Origin of the sequence: Lysinibacillus sphaericus (assembly GCF_001629735.1) — a bacterium.
Lineage (GTDB): Bacteria > Bacillota > Bacilli > Bacillales_A > Planococcaceae > Lysinibacillus > Lysinibacillus pinottii.
Map to the genome: position 1 here is coordinate 2,669,945 of NZ_CP015224.1, position 17,414 is coordinate 2,687,358.

Sequence of the window (17,414 nt, forward strand, 5' to 3'; positions counted from 1 at the left end):
CAGTAGGATACCTTTTTGAATTCTATGAGCAATTACTTGCCTTCTTTCCACATTTTCACTTTTTCAAAGAATAAGGCAAGTGCTTGTTTATTTTGCATATTTGGTACCTTTGCTAAAAGCACTTCTTTAGGTGATTGACATTCCTTCGATTGCTTTTGCAAAATGACAATGCTCTTTTCTAATGATTTATTGGCAAACATGGAATCAGGTAGCTGAATAATTGCTTGAATCCAAGCGTGCTTTTGAATGTACTTGTGAAGTTGCTTAGACTGCTCTGAATCAAACAGATGTGATGGCGCAAGGAAAAATAAGTAGCCACCTTCCTTTGTATAATTCATAGATTGCTCCATAAATAAATGGTGGGCATAGCTCATTCCCTCTGACGAGCACAATTCATACTCAAGGGCAATTTCTTCATTTGGATAATAACCAACAGGTAAATCACAAACAACTGCATCAACTGGATTTGCTAGTAAATCTTGCAAGGCATCCTGTCGATATAAAGAAATTGGCTGCTCTGTTAAATCAGCTGTAGCTGCCGCTAAACGTATAAGTAGCTCATCTACTTCTACACCTGTAGCCTCGACTTTTCCATCTAATAAATTCATAACTGTTAGCAATAAATTTCCCGTACCTACTGCTGGATCCATAATCGATATTTTTTCTTGCTCAAGACGTTCAGCAAAGATTTGCTCAACAAAATAGCCCACTAATAACCCTAACGTATCAGGTGTCATTTGATGGTTTGGTTGAGAGCTTTTACGCATTCCTTTTAGAATGGCAATTTGTATAGCCTTGCGAATATCCTCTTTCGTTGCATCTTTTTGTGAGAAATCAACCTCGCCATCAAGCCATGCCTCTAGCCCATCTAGCAACCCCTCTAACAAAGTTGTATTGTGCTCTTTTTCGATTTTTTCAGCATGCTCATTTAACATACCAAATAATTTCTCGATATTTTCCATAGATAACTTCCTTTCAAGCAGAAAAGAGCCGTGACAAACACTCGTCACAGCCCCTTTGTCTAGTATTATCTTAGCCTAAAACCAGGCCATTATGCTAGTGCTTTGACAGCTGCAATAGCCGCTTCATAGTTTGGATGATCTGTTGCCTCAGGTACATACTCAACATATGTTACTTTATTGTTTTCATCCACAACAAACACAGCACGTGTCAGAAGACGTAATTCTTGAATATACACGCCATAAGCCTCACCAAATGAAAGGTCACGGTGATCAGAAACCGTTTGAACTGCATCAATACCTGCTGCCCCACACCAACGTTTTTGAGCGAATGGAAGATCTACAGATACTGTGTAAATCACTACATTATCACCTAAGTTAGCTGCTTCTTCATTGAAACGACGTGTTTGAGCATCACATACACCAGTATCTAATGATGGTACAACACTAAATAAACGAATTTTCCCCTCTGAATCTTTTAATGTTACAGGTGAAAGGTCATTCGCTAATACTGTAAAAGCTGGTGCTAAATCGCCCACCTTTACTTCATTACCTACTAGTGTCACTGGACCATTTTTAAATGTTACTTGTGCCATATAAACGCCTCCTAATCATCATATGTACATAATATTACTAAATGAAGGGAATTAATTGCAACTAAGATAGCTTACTTTATTCAAAGTGTTAGCTAGCAATAGAAAAGACTGTCTCATCGTTTGAGACAGTCTCTTGTTTATTGTTCATTTTTTTCTTCTAGTTTTTCTAGCTCAGGTTTTCCCTCTTGTTCAATAGAAGCTATCTTTTCATCTTTTTTCTCTATAGAAAGTGGCACTAAATTCTTTTCAATATAGACTTTCTCATGAACCACTGTTGTATCGGCGAAATAGTCATGCAGCCCTTGATTGTCTGGTAAAATAACTACCAAAATATAAAGAGGCATCACAATATTATTAATAATACGCCCAATCCATTCACGGAATAATACATCTGACCAAGTAAGGTTACCATGCTTTAATGAAATGACACGTAATCCAAATACCATCTTCCCTAGCGTTTGACCAAAGAATTTTGTCATAAGGACAAAATAACTATAATAAAGAACCGCTGAAATAATGGAGATTGGAGCATACCAAACTGATTCTGATAAGGACCAATCCATTAAATAAAAGATAGGATTAAAGAGTATTCCAACTACAGCAGACACAATAAACCCATCCAATAAAAATGCCCACAATCGAATCCAAAAGCCTGCTGTTTTTAATGTGTAGTTTTTTTGCCTTGCTAAATCTTCCGTGCCATTGTTAAAAAAGTTATTTTCCATTGAGGGTGAACCTTGCATAACAACTTCATTGTTTGTCATTGAACTCCCTCCTTAGTATTCCCCGTATAAATACATCATTTTAGGTGCATTGTAATCTGTCATAATTTTCATTAGCATTTTTTCCTCTGCTGAAGGACCGAACATGGAGCCAATTTTCATCCCAACATATGATTGCCATCCGCCCATATCATAAGCATATTCAAATAATACAGCATCTTCTAGTCCAAAATCGGCGCGTAAGGCTGCAATGGCAGCTTCTTCGTCGCCAATTTCATCGACTAAACCAGCTTCAAGTGCTTTTGTACCACCAAGAATACGGCCATCCGCCACTTTCTTCACATCGGCTTCTGACATATTACGTCCTTGTTCAACGATATCCACAAATTCTTCATATGTTTCATTGATCATATCCTGCATCATTGCACGTTCCTCTGGTGTCACATCACGCATTGGACTTAGCATATCCTTATGCTCCCCAGATTTAAACGTTTCGAATTTGACACCGACTTTTTCAGCCAATGCTTGATAATTAATAGATTGCATGATAACACCAATTGAGCCTGTTATTGTATCACGATGTGCAAATATTTTGTCTGCTGGAGCTGAAATATAATAACCACCAGATGCTGCCATTGAATCCATTGATACATAAATTGGAATTTGTCTTTCTTCTTTAATTTTTAACAGCTTTTTATAAATTTCAGCAGATTCTTTTACCCCTCCACCAGGAGAGTTAACACTTAAAACAATTCCTTCAATCGTATCATCGTACAAAATACTATCCAATTGTTCTAGGAAAAATTGATGATCATATGCAACAGGCTGCCATAGTGAACTTGAGCCAATATCTTGGATCGTGCCATCCACCTTTAAATAGGCAATCCTTTTATCAAAATTATCCCCTTCAATTACATTTTCATATACATCTAAGTTATTTCCTGCCATTAAACTATCAAAATTACCTAGGAAATCTGCTTTAAATAGCGCAAAAATGGTATTAATCCCCAATGAAAACAGTAAAAGAACACCTGCTACTATTAATGCAACCCACCTTTTAACATTCATCTCTTTCCGCCTCCTTATGACGTAATACGTATGACTTGCTCATTAGTTTCATTTTTTTGCAATAATATGCAATTAGTTTTATTCTATTTATTTCCTCATAATACCTTACCTAAAATTACAAAAAAAATCAAAGTTCATTTCTTTGATGAACTCTGATTTTCGACATTATTTCCTAGGAAATGATTATTGTATACATTTTTTTATTTCTTGTTGCCTTAATTCGACACGTCTAATTTTACCAGATGCAGTTTTGGGTAACTCTGTAACAAATTCAATAGCACGTGGATATTTATAAGGTGCTGTTAATGATTTCACATGATTTTGAAGGGTTTGAATAAGCCCTTGATCACCATTAACACCATACTGCAGGATAATAAATGCTTTAACGATGTTCCCGCGAACTCTATCAGGGCTTGCAATGACAGCAACCTCTTTCACAGTCGGATGCTTCATCAACGCATCCTCCACTTCAAAGGGTCCAATTGTGTAACCTGAGGAAATAATGACATCATCCCCGCGTCCTTCAAACCAAAAGTAGCCGTCCGCATCTTTATAAGCTCGATCCCCTGTTATATACCAATCACCACGAAATTGTAAATTTGTACGTTCTGGATCATTTAAATATCTTTTAAAGAGTGCAGGTGTTTCTCGATGAACGGCAATATCACCTACTTCTCCTATAGCTACTGGCTCACCAAAATCGTCTATAATTTCAACGGTGTTGCCAGGGGTAGGCTTCCCCATCGAACCAACTCTTGCCTCCATACCTACCATAGTCCCTACCAGTAAGGTATTTTCTGTTTGACCATAACCATCTCGCACCTGTAGATGAAAAGTATCCGCGAATTTTTTTATAACTTCACTGTTCAAGGGCTCACCTGCTGAAACAGCTTGTCGAATTGAACTGATATCATACTCCTGTAAATTGTCAAGTGCTGCCATAAAACGATATTCAGTCGGTGTACAACATAAGATATTCATTTTAAATTTTTCAAGCAATGTTAAATAGGTTGCCGCATCAAACTTTCCTTTATAGACAAAAGCAGTGGCACCACTGCCTAAAATGGCGAGAAACGGGCTCCAAATCCATTTTTGCCATCCTGGTGCTGCGGTTGCCCATACAATATCATTTTCTTGTACTCCTAGCCAATGAGGAGCTATTGTCCGTAAATGTGCATAGCCCCAGCTATGCGTATGCACTGCAGCTTTCGGATTTCCTGTTGTGCCACTTGTATAAGCTAAAAATGCATGGTCTGTACTTTTTGTTGGTGTAGAACTTATGTAAGTTGTTGGTTGCTTTCGCATTATGTCTAACAATGGCTGCCATGGCTCATGAGCATTTCCAATAACAAATAGCTGCACCTCTTGTAAATTTTCTACTTGATCAAATTGCTGAATGTAAGGCTCAAAGGCCACAATTGCTTTAGCATCGGCATGATGAATACGATACTCAATATCTTTTGTTCTTAGCATTTCAGAGCTTGGAATGATTGTTAAACCCGCTTTTAATGCAGCAATATAGACAATGTATGCTTCTACTGAGCGTGGTACCATCACTAAAATGACATCACCTTTAGTTAATCCATTTTTTGTAAAGACATGTGCCGCCTGATTCGCTCTTTCAAGTAAATGTGCGTAGGTGATAAATTGTACATCAGAATGCTCTTCATAAATTATCAATGCATTTTTAGTTGAATCCTTAGCATATTTTTCAAATTCATCAGTTATGTTATACCATTCTGGTGCTACTAATTCTTGTCTTTTCATGGCAAATGCCCCCTTTTGATAAGACACATTATACTCCTTTCTTAGAATTTTCAATGGTTTACACTTGATTTGAGTAAAGTCATGACAACTATCATACTTACCTATATGGCATCAGTCACGTTTTGTTGATAGGAAAACTTGCTATTGAATACATATGAAAAGTATGGTACATTTTGGTCAACTAAAAGCAAGATTGCAGGGGGACTCATAAAGAGTTGAGAAGGTAAAACCTGACCCTTTGAACCTGTTAGTTAATACTGACGTAGGGAGCAATGAACATCTTTTTTTCAGATGAAAGGCTCTTTTTCGTGCATTTTTACACAAAAGAGCCTTTTTTTGCGTGCTTACGTCCACCCATGAAGGAGGACTAAAATGATTTTTCAAACGATTCGTCAACAACAACCGCTTATACACTGTATAACTAATTATGTTGTGGCTAATTTCCAAGCAAATGGCTTATTGGCATTAGGAGCCTCTCCTGTCATGGCTGATGACAGCCATGAGGTAGAAGAAATGGTGGCCATTGCAGAAGCTCTTTTAATCAATATTGGTACACTGAATGATCGAACAAAGGAAGCGATGCTGTTAGCAGGAAAAAAGGCAAATACCCTTGGTATTCCTGTTATATTAGATCCAGTTGGCGCAGGTGCCACAGTTTATCGCAAGGAAACCGTACACCTATTACTTACAGACATACAATTTGCGGTCATACGCTGTAACAAGGGAGAACTTGCGGCATTAGTGAATGTGGAATGGCAACAAAAAGGTGTTGATAGTGGTGATGGATTTATTGACATAGAAACAGAAGCAACATTATTGGCTCAACGCTACAACTGTATAGTCATTGTTACAGGCGAACATGATTTTATGACAGACGGTGTGCAGAGCCAATGGATAACTGGTGGAAATTCACAAATGACAGAAGTCACTGGTACAGGCTGTTTACTTAGTGCTATATGTGGAGCCGCCTACTCTTCAGGAGAAGATCCATACAGTCAATTAGTGGAAACCCTCACTTACTACAAAAAAGCAGCTGAGCTAGCATCAGCCTTTACAGAGGATATCGGGGATATTCAAATTGCTTTGCTAAATGCCCTACATCGTCTTTCAAAGGAGGGTGAGGCTTCATGCATATTGTAACGACAATTGCAGGCTCAGATAGTGGTGGTGGCGCTGGTATTCAGGCTGATTTAAAAACATTCCAGGAATTAGGGGTTTTCGGTACCTCAGTTATTACAGCTTTAACTGCTCAAAACACACGAGGTGTAACAGGGGTTTTCCCAATTGAAGTTAATTTTGTTGAAAAACAATTTCATGCATTACTAGAAGATTTTTCGATTGCTGCGATTAAAACGGGGATGCTTTATTCCTCGGATATTATTCAGACAATCGCACACATTTTACAGGATTTAAAAATCCCACTAATTGTTGATCCAGTTATGATTGCAAAAGGTGGAGAAAACTTATTGCAGCAAGAGGCTATTGAAGCCATGCGCATTTCTTTACTACCACTTGCTACAATTGTGACACCAAATATACCAGAAGCAGAGGCACTTACTGGAAGAAAAATAAATCAATTCTCTGATATGGAGGAGGTCGCTCAATGCTTTTTCCAACTAGGTGTTCACTGTGTCATCATTAAAGGTGGGCATCTACCCAATTCGTTATATGCGATTGATTATGTATTTATAAAAAATGACAAATATTTTTCCATGCAGTCTCCTCGTATTCCGACGAAAAACACACATGGTACAGGTTGTACATTTTCAGCAGCTCTCACTGCTTTTATTGGTCAAGGTTTGACAGTTGAAAAAGCTGTTATTGAAGCTAAAAAATTTATACAATTAGCTATTATGCATGATTTAGCCATTGGTAATGGTCATGGCCCTACAAATCATTTTGCTTATCGGCTGCATAATGGTGCCTGCGAGGTGAAGTTAGTTGAAACGTGAGGATTTACAGCTTTATTTTATTATGGGTACAAGCAATGTTTCCCATCAAGAGCCGTTAGTTGTTCTCGAAAAAGCGCTGAGGGCTGGCATAACCATGTTTCAATTACGTGAAAAAGGTCCTTACGCATTAACAGGACTAGCTTATGAGCAATTTGCCCGCCAGTGTCAACAATTATGTCAACATTACCATGTGCCGTTTATTGTTAACGATGACGTGGATCTAGCAGTACGACTTGGTGCTGATGGTGTCCATATTGGACAAGATGATGAACAGATTGCCATTGCACGGAAAAAAATGGCGAACCGGATTCTTGGCGTTTCCGTGCATTCGCAGGAGGAACTACAAATAGCTATTGATCATCATGCTGATTATGTAGGTATCGGCCCTATTTTTGCCACAACATCTAAAAGTGATGCACAGCCACCATGTGGCACCAATTTTTTACAGCAGGCTTCCAAATTACAGCCTAACTTACCTATCGTGGCTATAGGTGGCATAAATGGGATAAATGCTGATATTGTTTTTCAAGCTGGTGCTGATGGAGTTGCTGTTATCTCTGCTCTCTGTGAAAGTGAGGATATTGAACAAACAGTATCCATATTTAAGTCTTTAAATCGCATAAAAAGATGATCTTTAAACAAACTAAAACCAGTGCCTTTTACGGTCACTGGTTTTAAGTTTATAAATGCTTATTTAGCATTTATTGGTTGTTGTTTGGCATACCCTTTAATTGAGATTCTGCCATTTGTACAAGACGTTTAGTGATTTCACCACCAACGGAACCGTTAGCACGAGCTGAAGCGTCAGCCCCTAATTGAACACCAAATTCTTGTGCAATTTCGTATTTCATTTGATCAAGTGCTTGTTGTACACCAGGTACTGCAAGCTGGTTTGAACTGCGGTTGTTGTTTGAAGCCATGTTTCTCACCTCCTTGTGAATATAGAATGTGCGTTATTAGATTTTTAATACAAAAAAAATAAAGGTAAATTGTACCTCTATTGGCATATGCCTAACTATACAAAAAAAACCGTCTCAAATAGGCTATTTGAGACGGTTTTTAAACTTTTGATTTATAAAAGATCAGCAAACTTATCTTGCTGTTGCTCTTCTTCTTTCTTAGGGAAAATATAGACCTCACGATTTTTGACAGCACGTGCTATAAGTTCATCAAAATCAGAAAAGCTTTCGTAATGCTCAACCTTTTCGAGCTTAGGCTTTGTTTTAGGACTAGCAGGCGTAAAGATTGTACAGCAGTCCTCGAAAGGCTGAATAGATGTTTCATAGGTGCCAATTTGTTCAGCTAACTCAATGATTTCTAATTTATCTGATGAAATTAATGGTCGTAAAATAGGCGTATTCGTTACTGCATTTATAGCCGTTAAGCTTTCAAGTGTTTGACTCGCTACTTGTCCAAGGCTTTCTCCCGTGACAATCGCAAGAGCTCCGATTTCCTCACGTACTTGATCAGCAACCTTTAACATCATACGACGAGTTGTTGTCATTGATACATTAGATGGTACTTTCTCTTTAATCAATACTTGTATTTCAGTAAAAGGAATAACGTGCAAACGAATATTAGCACCAAATTTCGTTAACTCATTTGCAAGCACTTTTACTTTTTCTAATGAATTTTGGCTTGTATAGGGTGGACTAAAAAAGTGAATAGCTTCTAAACGGACTCCGCGTTTCATCATTAAATAACCTGCAACAGGACTATCAATACCACCTGAAAGCATTAACAATGACTTCCCATTTGATCCTACAGGCATTCCTCCTGCACCTGGAATGACTTGCGCCATCATATAGGTTGCATCATGACGGACTTCTACACGTAACTCGATATCTGGTTGCTTCACTTTCACCGATAAATTGTTAAATTGAGGTAAAACATATCCACCAATTTCCCGCTGAATCGCATGTGATTCTAATGGGAAGGTTTTATCAGTACGTTTCACTTCCACTTTAAACGTATATGGCTGGTCTTTAAATGTTTCCATTATCGTAATCGCAAGTTGTTTCATACTTTCCATATCTTTTTCACACGCTGCAACAGGGCTAAATGATTGGATACCAAAAATTTTAGGCAAACCTGTTACAAGTGTTTGCATTTGTGCGTCATTCTCTATTGCAATAAACATTCGATCACGTTCGGTACGAATATGAAGATGTCCTAAATCTGCAAAAGCATGGCGGATATTCTCACGTAAACGGCGGATAAAATCCATCTTATTGCGACCTTTTGTAGAAAGTTCACCATATCGAATTAAAATTTCTTTCCAAATCATTACTTTATTTCTCCTTTAAGCTCTAGCATTACTTCTGCTAATACTTGTTTAAACTTTTTAATATCTTCGGCTGTGTTATGTGCACCAAAACTAATACGGATGACACCTTTTTTATAATGCTCATCTAGATGCAATGCTTCGACAACATGACTTGTTTTAGTTTGCTTCGAAGAACAAGCACTGGATGTTGATACAATCACACCTCGTTTTTGCATCGCATTAATGATGACTTCTCCTTTTAAATCGCGAACACTGAAAGATATAATATGTGACGCTCCCTGTGGAGTCGACAAAATATGAATAGCCTCTCCATATTCATTTAGCTGTGCAAGAATTTCATCATGCCATTGACGGTATTTTTTTGCATGGTCATGCATGGTTTCAACCGCAATACGAGCTGCCTTAGATAAAGCCACAGCTTGTGGAACAGCTACAGTCCCACTACGCAATCCAAATTCTTGGCCACCTCCAAGTGCATAGGGCTGCCATCTTATCGCTTTACGAAATGCTAATACGCCAGAGCCTTTAAAGCCATGAATTTTATGGCCAGAGATCGAAATACAATCCGGTCCCTCTTCACCCTTAAAGGATACAGCTAATTTCCCGAAGCTTTGTACAGCATCCACATGTAAGGCTGCACGACTCATTTCATGGATTAATTTAGCTGCTTCATCAATCGGTTGGATAGCACCCATCTCATTGTTTACATGCATCATACTTACTAAAATTGTATCTTTACGTATTTTTGCACGAAGTTCATCCAATGAAATAATACCACGATGATCAACCTTTAAATATTCCACTTCAAAGCCCTCTGTTGCGAGCTGTTTCACAGTCTCTAAAACAGAAGGATGCTCAATTTCAGTTGTTAAAATATGCTTTCCTATATGTGTATTGCTACGCGCTATTCCAAAAATAGCCGCATTATTCGATTCCGTACCACCTGAAGTAAATAGCACATTTTTTGCTTCTGTTTGCAAAATATCTGCTACTTGCTCACGTGCCCGCATTAATAAATCATTTGCTTCAACACCCATAGCATGGATGGATGCAGGATTGGCATAATACTGCTCATTTACAACCATAAACGCCTGAAGAACTTCTTTTAATGGTTTAGTTGTGGCACTATTATCTAAATAAATTGTATCATTCATTATTTTTCACACACTTTCAAAACGTTGATGTAACGGTATTTATCATAACGCAATCTTTAGCGATTGACCACTAACTTTAACGATAATTCATATTTTAATCTCAAGAGTGATGGAACTCACAATTTTTTTAACATCGTAATAAATTCCGTTGGCGTACTAAATTCGAGCTCTTTCACAAATCCTAATTTTTCATATAGGAATATAGCTCGCTTATTGAATAGGGCGACTGTTAAACGGAGCGGCTGAGGATATTCTTCCTCCATATTCTTGATGATAAATGAAAAGAACTTTGTGCCAAAACCTTTTCCTGTTAGCGTTGGTTTCATGCCAATACCAATATCTATATAATCTTCTGAATAAGCATTATAATCATGTCCTTTTGGCACTTGCGCAGCTGACCCCGTGCAATAAAAACCGATTAAGTCCTCTTGCTCATTAATTATGGCAAAGTAAGGATTATCAAGAAACTCCCGCAAGGATTCCTCGGATAATTCATTATTATAAAAATCATAGGGCTCTTCATATTGCCAACATACAATTTCCTGAGCATACTTTTCATTCATTTTTCGAATGAACAATCCCATCCGTCTCACACCCTTATCCAAATTTAAAAAGAAAGCTGTCTAAAAAGTAATTTCTAAACTTTTTAAACAGCATAAATGTAGTTTTAATTGTTAGTCATAGTCTGCTCTGCTACCATTTCTTGAATACGTTTTAATGCACCTGGCTCCATTTCTTCCACAGCTGTCCCTGCTTCCTCTAATGCTTTGGAATAACGGAATTGATGGAATGCTTCCTCCGCCTCTTTTAAACGCGCATTTAATGTTGGATTGGATGCACGATGACGATTACCATACTGAATAATACGTTCTATGAGCATTACATTCTCTATTAACTCATGAGCTTTTGCTCTAACATCCTCTACACAAAGTGTTGCAGCATTTAAATTATTATGAACCGTTCCCATATTAAGCGGAACTTCCTGCAGACTTTGCATAACTACATATATATGCTCTGCCGCTTCATCAAGTCGTGCGTCCATCTCCTCTGGGACTCCTGGAATATTCGCCTTATTTAGGAGACGATCTGTATCTTGTAATATTTTCTTTAAGTTTTCAACTTGAGCGCGGGCCTTGTTTTCATCAATACGAAGTTTCTTCATTGTATTAGACAGATGACCTTGCTCTTCATGAATTCGTTCAAGCTCTTCACTTATTTCAATTAATTCTTCTTGTAAGCTTGAATACGCAGACTTTTCTTCTTTGACACGCATGGCTAATAAATCGTAACGACGTTGCAGTGCTTCCAATTGCTTTAATGCTGCTTTTGGAATTTCAGCATCCTTTTCATTTAAGTGATAGCTTTGTTGTACATAGGTTGCCTCATCACTCACTGATTTTGTAGACGTAATAACATTTGTAATTGAGCTTAATAAACGATCACAATTTTGATCCACATAATTTTTGGCAATAACCTCTTTTTCCAGTAAATCATAAAAATGATCGATTTCTTCATTGATTTCTGTTACACGAGGTTTAACCACCATTAAATTTAGCTCTGCTAGGTCATTTTTTAACTTAGCAAATTCTTTTTCATAATTATTTAATGCCTCTGCTAATTCTAAATGCTGCAGATAGTAGGATTGGTCTTCCATTTCACGTTGACCATTACGCAATTCTTGAACGGCTCCCGGCAGCTTAACTTGTAATTCCGTCAAAATTGTTGGGACATCATTAATATATTCGAATGTCTGCTGGGATTCTTGATTTAAGCTAATCACAATTTCTCTCGCCTGCAAGTAATTACCTTCATTCGTCAGAACATCAAATTTTTCAAACTGCTCAACAAATTCCTCTAGCTTTTTCTCCAGTGCAGGTAATGCTACACCAAAGGAATGCTGGTGTGCTAGCAATGTTTTTCTTGCAGAACGGTAATATTCCTTTAACTGTTCAATTTCAATTCTATTTTTTTCTTCGCTGCCAATTAATTCATTTAATTCCTCTAAAATTTTATCTTTATCTTGGTCACATTTTTTGATATAGTCTTCGATTTCACGTTCAATTAATGTCGCTTTTTTAAAACGAAGTCGATTAATTTGATCTTCTGCATCAAATAAAAGTGAATCGATTTTAGTCATATGTACATCGATGACTTCATCCCAAATATTGCGCCATCGTTCAAACATTTCTTCCGTTTCACCGTTCATGTTCAAAGATTTTACTTTTGAAATTTCTTCATTTATAGGTTTATGTTGTATTTGTAATTTTTCATTTTCAAGTTTTGCAATAATTGCAACATGTTTTCTTCGCATCATAAATCCTACTATGGCTAAAATTAATAGTAGGATAATCGGAATGATGATATACTCCATCGTAAGCCTCCTATTCTACAATAAACGAATCGGCTAGTTGTATTTATTATATACTATGTTTTCGCCTTTTGTACTAAAATTTAAGTGATTTTCAGAAAACTGTATTTTTGCTATTGTAAAATATTAAGATAGCAGTCTATAGATCTAAAGGAGTGGTACATTTTGAAACGTGATGGGCATATACATAGTCCTTATTGTCCACATGGCAGTTCGGACACGTTCATTCAATATATTGAAAAAGCAATTTCTCATAATTTCACAGATATAACGTTTACAGAACACGCCCCATTACCAGCAGGGTTTATTGATCCTACCCCACTCCAAGATAGTGGGATGAAACCCGAGTATCTCATGCCATACATTGAAGAATTACAATGCTTGCAAAAACAATATGCAAAAGACATTCGAATTCGTATCGGATTAGAAGTTGATTATATCAAAGGTTTTGAACAAGAAACTCGTCATTTTCTTGATACATATGGACATTTTTTAGATGATGCCATCTTGTCAGTCCATTTTTTACAGTGGCAGGACACCTTTGAATGTATCGACTTCTCTCCTAAATGCTTTATTGATTTCTCTAAGAAAGTTGGCTCTATTGAACAGGTGTATCATTTATATTATGATACAGTCCTACACTCTATAAAAGCAGACCTTGGTTCTTATAAGCCAAAAAGGATTGGGCACCCATCACTGATTCATAAATTTCAGCTAGCTCATCATGAGAAAATTAATGACGACACTCGACTTTATCAAGTTTTGGACAGTATGAAGCAAAATGGCTATGAATTAGATGTAAACAGTGCTGGTATAAGTAAACCATTTTGTCAGGAGCCCTATCCACCATTTGCCTTTATCAATTATTGTCAGGCGATTGAATTACCTTATGTATTTGGTTCCGATGCCCATAGTGTGACTGATTTACATCAACATTATAATGTTATATTACCGATCTAAATAACTTTTAAACGAGGTGCTTGTATGTTTACACAAATTAATTATGAAGGATCCATTGCTGACCAGTATCTTACACTATCTAAGCAATTAGATGCACTACTAACTGGTGAAAAGGATCAGATTGCAAATTTAAGCAATGCTTCTGCACTCCTCCATCAATTTTTAACAAATATTAACTGGGTGGGGTTCTATCTCTTACAGGAAAATGAGCTTGTACTCGGTCCATTTCAAGGTCTGCCTGCCTGTGTTAGAATACCAATTGGCCGTGGGGTTTGCGGAACAGCTGTGGCAACAAAAGAAACGATTGTTGTCAAAGATGTTCACGAATTCCCAGGACATATTGCGTGCGATGCTGCCTCCCAATCTGAAATTGTCATACCATTAATGAAACAAGGTGAGGTCATGGGTGTACTTGATATCGATAGCCCTACTGTGAATCGCTTCTCCAAGGAAGATCAAGCTGGTTTAGAGCATTTTGTTCAAACACTACTACTTCATATATAAGATGTTAAAAAATTGCCCTGAAATGCATTGTCATTTCAGGGCAATTTATTTTATAGAACCATTTACAAGAACTCCATCCATATTATTGGTTTTGAAAAGAACCATCATGGATGCAAAAACGATTTTTACCACTATTTTTTGCTTCATATAGAGCGGTATCAGCATGTAAGAAAACAGATTGGAATGCTGGTCGGTCTTGATCATTCCATGTAATGAGTCCTGCTGAAATTGTTACTTGAGGATCGGTGGCACTTGGAATTACTTCAACGATGGCTGATGCTAATTCCAAAGCTTCTTTTTCACTAATGTTAGGTACATATATGGACATCTCTTCACCGCCCCATCTTGCACAAATTCCTCGACTACCTATTGTTTCCTTCAACTGAACGGCAATCTGCATCAGTATTTTATCACCTACTTGATGACCATACGTGTCATTTATGCGTTTAAAATTATCAATATCAATGAGCAAAAACATACCTGATTGATCATATTCAAGAGACTTTTCTACAAAATGATCAAGGTAACTACGTGCATATAGTTTCGTTAAATGATCCAAATCGACCATTTCCTGAAGCTGTGTTCGTAAAATAGAGTTTGCAATTGCTAAAGATGAGTGGTGGATTAAAGACTGCATTAATTTAAAGCTATCAAACGAAAAGAAATACGGCTCTTTATGTAAAACGATACTAAAGCCATTGATCTTTTCTTCCATTAGAATGGGGATGGCCATTATGGAACGATATTCAATTTGTTTAGAGGTTAATCGACTAAAATCAGCTATAAACAGCGGATCATTAGTTTGAGTAAAATGTTGTTCAACATGCTTAATATAGGTTTGACCCTCTTCAGAACTAAATAGCGAAGTACTTGCCCCCGCTACTTCAAAGGTGTCATCTTTTTTAAAGGCGAAGCAAACTTCCATTGGTTGAAAGGATTTCAGTAACTGCTTTTGCAGGAAAAGTAACATTTCATGAATGTCAATCCTCATATTTAAACGATGTGATGTTTCATTGATAAGTTGTAAGTCACTGACGAGGCGATGCGACTGATGATATAGCTTTGCATTTTCTAGTGCATTTCCTGACGCCTGCGCAAGCATCCGTACAAAATCTTTTTCAGTCGTTGAAAAAAGGTAAGTAGTTGGAGCACTCACTTGTAATATGCCATAAATAGCTTGCCTTCCTTTAATAGGGGCATTTAATAAACGGCAATTTAAATCACTCGCAAGTTCTGTTGTTAACTCTCCTGATACAAAAGCCTCAATAGTGGTAGGTCTTTCCGATAAATAATCAAAAAGCTTAATATCGATGGTCGTGTGTCGGTCTTGATCATTCGATAATATAAGCTCTACATTAAATTCAGGGAAGTTATCCCTTATATTTTTCAATACATTTTCCAAAATTAAATCAATATCCATTGTTGAATGAAATAAATCAGTCATGTTATATAGTTTTCTATATTGGTCTTCATTTATTTTTACATCTAAATTATCTTTCATCATTTGAAGAACCTGAGAAAGTATTTCTATACATTTTTCGCCGTAATCTGAGGTCATAAAGTCTGTCCAAGACTCTGTTGCCTCCACAAGTAATACACCAATGGGATTATTGCCCTCTGCTTGGAAAAGCACCATATCTGTCATCATTGAATAGGCCTGTCTTGCCTTTAATATATAAGGAATTTTCACTACTTTTTGTTGATAAAAACTAGCTTCGATCATCAGCCATGACACAGCATTTAGCTTTGTTTCAATCGTTAATGAAGCCATCTCCTCAATAGGTATTAAAGAATTACCTTCAAAACTAAGAAAAGCTACATTATCAATTTCCAAGTGTTTCTTAAGACACTGTTTTAATGAATAAAAATACCCATTAAAACTAGCTTGTTCTTCATTAGAACTCACCCAAAAGCTCAAAACATCAGATTTTATATATTTTAGCGTTTGTAAATGGTCTGTCATGAAATCACCTTTTCTATATAACGTCCAAATCAATTACTATTAACTTATAATATATTATACATAATTTGTGTCATTTTGACTATGTAAATTCTCCCTTACTTTTACATTTTAGATTTTACAGCGCATCTTTAACTATTTCTAACACATCAGGAATGGACAGTGAGAATTTTCTACTATATACCTGTAATAAAATTTTAAATACTATTAATTGACGTACATGTCCTAAGCAGTTACAATGGAGGTTGTGTAAAATGAACGCAGCAGTGGTATAAGCTTATATTGTATTTTATTCCTCTATTTTCTTCTGTACAACTAATTAGATAGTCAACTTTTAAAAATAGATGGTGTATTGTGTAACCTAACGGCTGCATAGGCGAAAATACATGAAAATAAAATGCGTGTAAGAATGGGTACTACTGGTTTTTGTTTTACAACAAAAAAACCAAATTTAAAGGAGGAGACAACAATATGTCTCGTTATACAGGTCCATCTTGGAAATTATCACGTCGTCTTGGTATCTCACTAAGCGGTACAGGTAAAGAAATCGAAAAACGTCCTTACGCACCAGGACAACACGGTCCAAACCAACGTAAAAAATTATCAGAATACGGTTTACAACTTCAAGAGAAGCAAAAACTTCGTCACATGTACGGCATGAACGAACGTCAATTCCGTACATTGTTTAACCGCGCTGGTAAAATGAAAGGTGTACACGGTGAAAACTTCATGATCCTTCTTGAAACTCGCCTTGACAACTTAGTTTACCGTTTAGGTTTAGCTCGTACTCGTCGTGGAGCTCGTCAATTAGTAAACCACGGTCACATCTTAGTAGATGGCAAACGCGTTGATATCCCATCATTCAGCGTAAAACCAGGTCAAACGATTTCTCTTCGCGAAAAATCTCAAAACCTTGCTGTTGTTGGAGAAGCAATCGAAGTAAACAACTTCGTACCTGACTACTTAACTTTTGACGCTGACAAAAAAGAAGGTACATTCACTCGCCTTCCAGAGCGTTCTGAGTTATCAGCTGAAATCAACGAATCATTCATCGTAGAGTACTACTCTCGTTAATTAAATTACTCTGCAAAGAGTAGTTTAGAAAACCCTAGAAAGC

At 36.9% G+C, this 17,414-nt stretch carries 17 protein-coding genes and 1 riboswitch; of the genes, 6 read left to right on the top strand and 11 right to left on the bottom strand.

The window, feature by feature from the left end:
* Nucleotides 1–32 precede the first annotated feature (32 nt).
* From A2J09_RS13035 to mbcS, 5 genes are all read right to left on the bottom strand, one after another.
* Nucleotides 33–962, bottom strand: coding sequence for a class I SAM-dependent methyltransferase (locus A2J09_RS13035; RefSeq protein ID WP_012295634.1), 930 nt, complete (start codon nucleotides 960–962; stop codon nucleotides 33–35).
* 89 nt (nucleotides 963–1,051) lie between these two features.
* Complete coding sequence (gene tpx / locus A2J09_RS13040; RefSeq protein WP_012295635.1) at nucleotides 1,052–1,555, bottom strand: thiol peroxidase; 504 nt, start codon at nucleotides 1,553–1,555, stop codon at nucleotides 1,052–1,054.
* Between the two features lie 137 nt (nucleotides 1,556–1,692).
* The gene (locus A2J09_RS13045) at nucleotides 1,693–2,319 is read right to left on the bottom strand and encodes an RDD family protein (RefSeq protein WP_012295636.1); all 627 of its coding nucleotides are present in this window, start codon (nucleotides 2,317–2,319) and stop codon (nucleotides 1,693–1,695) included.
* Between the two features lie 12 nt (nucleotides 2,320–2,331).
* Entirely contained in the window at nucleotides 2,332–3,345 is a 1,014-nt protein-coding gene (gene sppA, locus A2J09_RS13050; protein WP_012295637.1) for a signal peptide peptidase SppA, read from the bottom strand.
* Nucleotides 3,346–3,528: 183 nt separating this feature from the next.
* On the bottom strand, nucleotides 3,529–5,112 hold the full coding sequence (mbcS, locus tag A2J09_RS13055; RefSeq protein WP_036162300.1) for an acyl-CoA synthetase MbcS: 1,584 nt from the start codon (nucleotides 5,110–5,112) through the stop codon (nucleotides 3,529–3,531).
* Between the two features lie 187 nt (nucleotides 5,113–5,299).
* A riboswitch (TPP riboswitch) is annotated at nucleotides 5,300–5,398 on the top strand.
* An 86-nt stretch (nucleotides 5,399–5,484) separates the two neighbouring features.
* Between mbcS and thiM the strand changes: the two genes are divergently transcribed.
* From thiM to thiE, 3 genes are read left to right on the top strand one after another with little or no spacing between them, the layout of a single operon-like run.
* The gene (thiM, locus tag A2J09_RS13060) at nucleotides 5,485–6,252 is read left to right on the top strand and encodes a hydroxyethylthiazole kinase (RefSeq protein ID WP_012295639.1); all 768 of its coding nucleotides are present in this window, start codon (nucleotides 5,485–5,487) and stop codon (nucleotides 6,250–6,252) included.
* Nucleotides 6,240–7,064: a bifunctional hydroxymethylpyrimidine kinase/phosphomethylpyrimidine kinase gene (thiD, locus tag A2J09_RS13065; RefSeq protein WP_012295640.1), complete on the top strand. Its 825-nt coding sequence runs from the start codon at nucleotides 6,240–6,242 to the stop codon at nucleotides 7,062–7,064. Before thiM ends, thiD begins: the two co-directional genes overlap by 13 nt.
* Nucleotides 7,054–7,695: a thiamine phosphate synthase gene (gene thiE / locus A2J09_RS13070; RefSeq protein ID WP_012295641.1), complete on the top strand. Its 642-nt coding sequence runs from the start codon at nucleotides 7,054–7,056 to the stop codon at nucleotides 7,693–7,695. The genes thiD and thiE overlap by 11 nt, the downstream gene beginning before the upstream one ends.
* Nucleotides 7,696–7,765: 70 nt before the next feature.
* Here the strand turns inward: thiE and A2J09_RS13075 are convergent, their stop codons facing one another.
* From A2J09_RS13075 to ezrA, 5 genes are all read right to left on the bottom strand, one after another.
* Nucleotides 7,766–7,984 (bottom strand): alpha/beta-type small acid-soluble spore protein, encoded by a 219-nt coding sequence (locus A2J09_RS13075; RefSeq protein WP_012295642.1) that lies wholly within the window; start codon nucleotides 7,982–7,984, stop codon nucleotides 7,766–7,768.
* Between the two features lie 152 nt (nucleotides 7,985–8,136).
* The gene (gene thiI, locus A2J09_RS13080) at nucleotides 8,137–9,351 is read right to left on the bottom strand and encodes a tRNA uracil 4-sulfurtransferase ThiI (protein WP_012295643.1); all 1,215 of its coding nucleotides are present in this window, start codon (nucleotides 9,349–9,351) and stop codon (nucleotides 8,137–8,139) included.
* Nucleotides 9,351–10,505, bottom strand: a complete 1,155-nt coding sequence (locus A2J09_RS13085) for a cysteine desulfurase family protein (protein ID WP_012295644.1) — start codon at nucleotides 10,503–10,505, stop codon at nucleotides 9,351–9,353. Before A2J09_RS13085 ends, thiI begins: the two co-directional genes overlap by 1 nt.
* A gap of 116 nt (nucleotides 10,506–10,621) precedes the next feature.
* The gene (locus A2J09_RS13090; RefSeq protein WP_012295645.1) at nucleotides 10,622–11,089 is read right to left on the bottom strand and encodes a GNAT family N-acetyltransferase; all 468 of its coding nucleotides are present in this window, start codon (nucleotides 11,087–11,089) and stop codon (nucleotides 10,622–10,624) included.
* Nucleotides 11,090–11,172: 83 nt separating this feature from the next.
* Nucleotides 11,173–12,876, bottom strand: a complete 1,704-nt coding sequence (gene ezrA / locus A2J09_RS13095; protein ID WP_012295646.1) for a septation ring formation regulator EzrA — start codon at nucleotides 12,874–12,876, stop codon at nucleotides 11,173–11,175.
* Between the two features lie 162 nt (nucleotides 12,877–13,038).
* On the opposite strand from ezrA, the gene hisJ reads away from it, so the two are divergent.
* Together hisJ and A2J09_RS13105 are read left to right on the top strand one after the other, a co-directional pair.
* Entirely contained in the window at nucleotides 13,039–13,833 is a 795-nt protein-coding gene (gene hisJ, locus A2J09_RS13100; RefSeq protein ID WP_012295647.1) for a histidinol-phosphatase HisJ, read from the top strand.
* 24 nt (nucleotides 13,834–13,857) lie between these two features.
* Entirely contained in the window at nucleotides 13,858–14,337 is a 480-nt protein-coding gene (locus A2J09_RS13105; RefSeq protein WP_012295648.1) for a GAF domain-containing protein, read from the top strand.
* 82 nt (nucleotides 14,338–14,419) lie between these two features.
* Here A2J09_RS13105 and A2J09_RS13110 read toward each other — a convergent pair whose 3' ends face one another.
* Nucleotides 14,420–16,300: a sensor domain-containing diguanylate cyclase gene (locus A2J09_RS13110; protein WP_031418603.1), complete on the bottom strand. Its 1,881-nt coding sequence runs from the start codon at nucleotides 16,298–16,300 to the stop codon at nucleotides 14,420–14,422.
* 468 nt (nucleotides 16,301–16,768) lie between these two features.
* Between A2J09_RS13110 and rpsD the strand changes: the two genes are divergently transcribed.
* The gene (gene rpsD / locus A2J09_RS13115) at nucleotides 16,769–17,371 is read left to right on the top strand and encodes a 30S ribosomal protein S4 (protein ID WP_008176787.1); all 603 of its coding nucleotides are present in this window, start codon (nucleotides 16,769–16,771) and stop codon (nucleotides 17,369–17,371) included.
* The last annotated feature ends 43 nt before the right edge of the window (nucleotides 17,372–17,414 follow it).

What these genes read in the sequence shown, in the direction of transcription:
- A2J09_RS13035 (WP_012295634.1), bottom strand. Translation starts at nt 962, where the DNA reads ATGGAAAATATCGAGAAATTATTTGGTATGTTAAATGAGCATGCTGAA.
- tpx (WP_012295635.1), bottom strand. Translation starts at nt 1,555, where the DNA reads ATGGCACAAGTAACATTTAAAAATGGTCCAGTGACACTAGTAGGTAAT.
- A2J09_RS13045 (WP_012295636.1), bottom strand. Translation starts at nt 2,319, where the DNA reads ATGACAAACAATGAAGTTGTTATGCAAGGTTCACCCTCAATGGAAAAT.
- sppA (WP_012295637.1), bottom strand. Translation starts at nt 3,345, where the DNA reads ATGAATGTTAAAAGGTGGGTTGCATTAATAGTAGCAGGTGTTCTTTTA.
- mbcS (WP_036162300.1), bottom strand. Translation starts at nt 5,112, where the DNA reads ATGAAAAGACAAGAATTAGTAGCACCAGAATGGTATAACATAACTGAT.
- thiM (WP_012295639.1), top strand. Translation starts at nt 5,485, where the DNA reads ATGATTTTTCAAACGATTCGTCAACAACAACCGCTTATACACTGTATA.
- thiD (WP_012295640.1), top strand. Translation starts at nt 6,240, where the DNA reads ATGCATATTGTAACGACAATTGCAGGCTCAGATAGTGGTGGTGGCGCT.
- A2J09_RS13075 (WP_012295642.1), bottom strand. Translation starts at nt 7,984, where the DNA reads ATGGCTTCAAACAACAACCGCAGTTCAAACCAGCTTGCAGTACCTGGT.
- thiI (WP_012295643.1), bottom strand. Translation starts at nt 9,351, where the DNA reads ATGATTTGGAAAGAAATTTTAATTCGATATGGTGAACTTTCTACAAAA.
- A2J09_RS13085 (WP_012295644.1), bottom strand. Translation starts at nt 10,505, where the DNA reads ATGAATGATACAATTTATTTAGATAATAGTGCCACAACTAAACCATTA.
- A2J09_RS13090 (WP_012295645.1), bottom strand. Translation starts at nt 11,089, where the DNA reads ATGGGATTGTTCATTCGAAAAATGAATGAAAAGTATGCTCAGGAAATT.
- ezrA (WP_012295646.1), bottom strand. Translation starts at nt 12,876, where the DNA reads ATGGAGTATATCATCATTCCGATTATCCTACTATTAATTTTAGCCATA.
- A2J09_RS13105 (WP_012295648.1), top strand. Translation starts at nt 13,858, where the DNA reads ATGTTTACACAAATTAATTATGAAGGATCCATTGCTGACCAGTATCTT.
- A2J09_RS13110 (WP_031418603.1), bottom strand. Translation starts at nt 16,300, where the DNA reads ATGACAGACCATTTACAAACGCTAAAATATATAAAATCTGATGTTTTG.
- rpsD (WP_008176787.1), top strand. Translation starts at nt 16,769, where the DNA reads ATGTCTCGTTATACAGGTCCATCTTGGAAATTATCACGTCGTCTTGGT.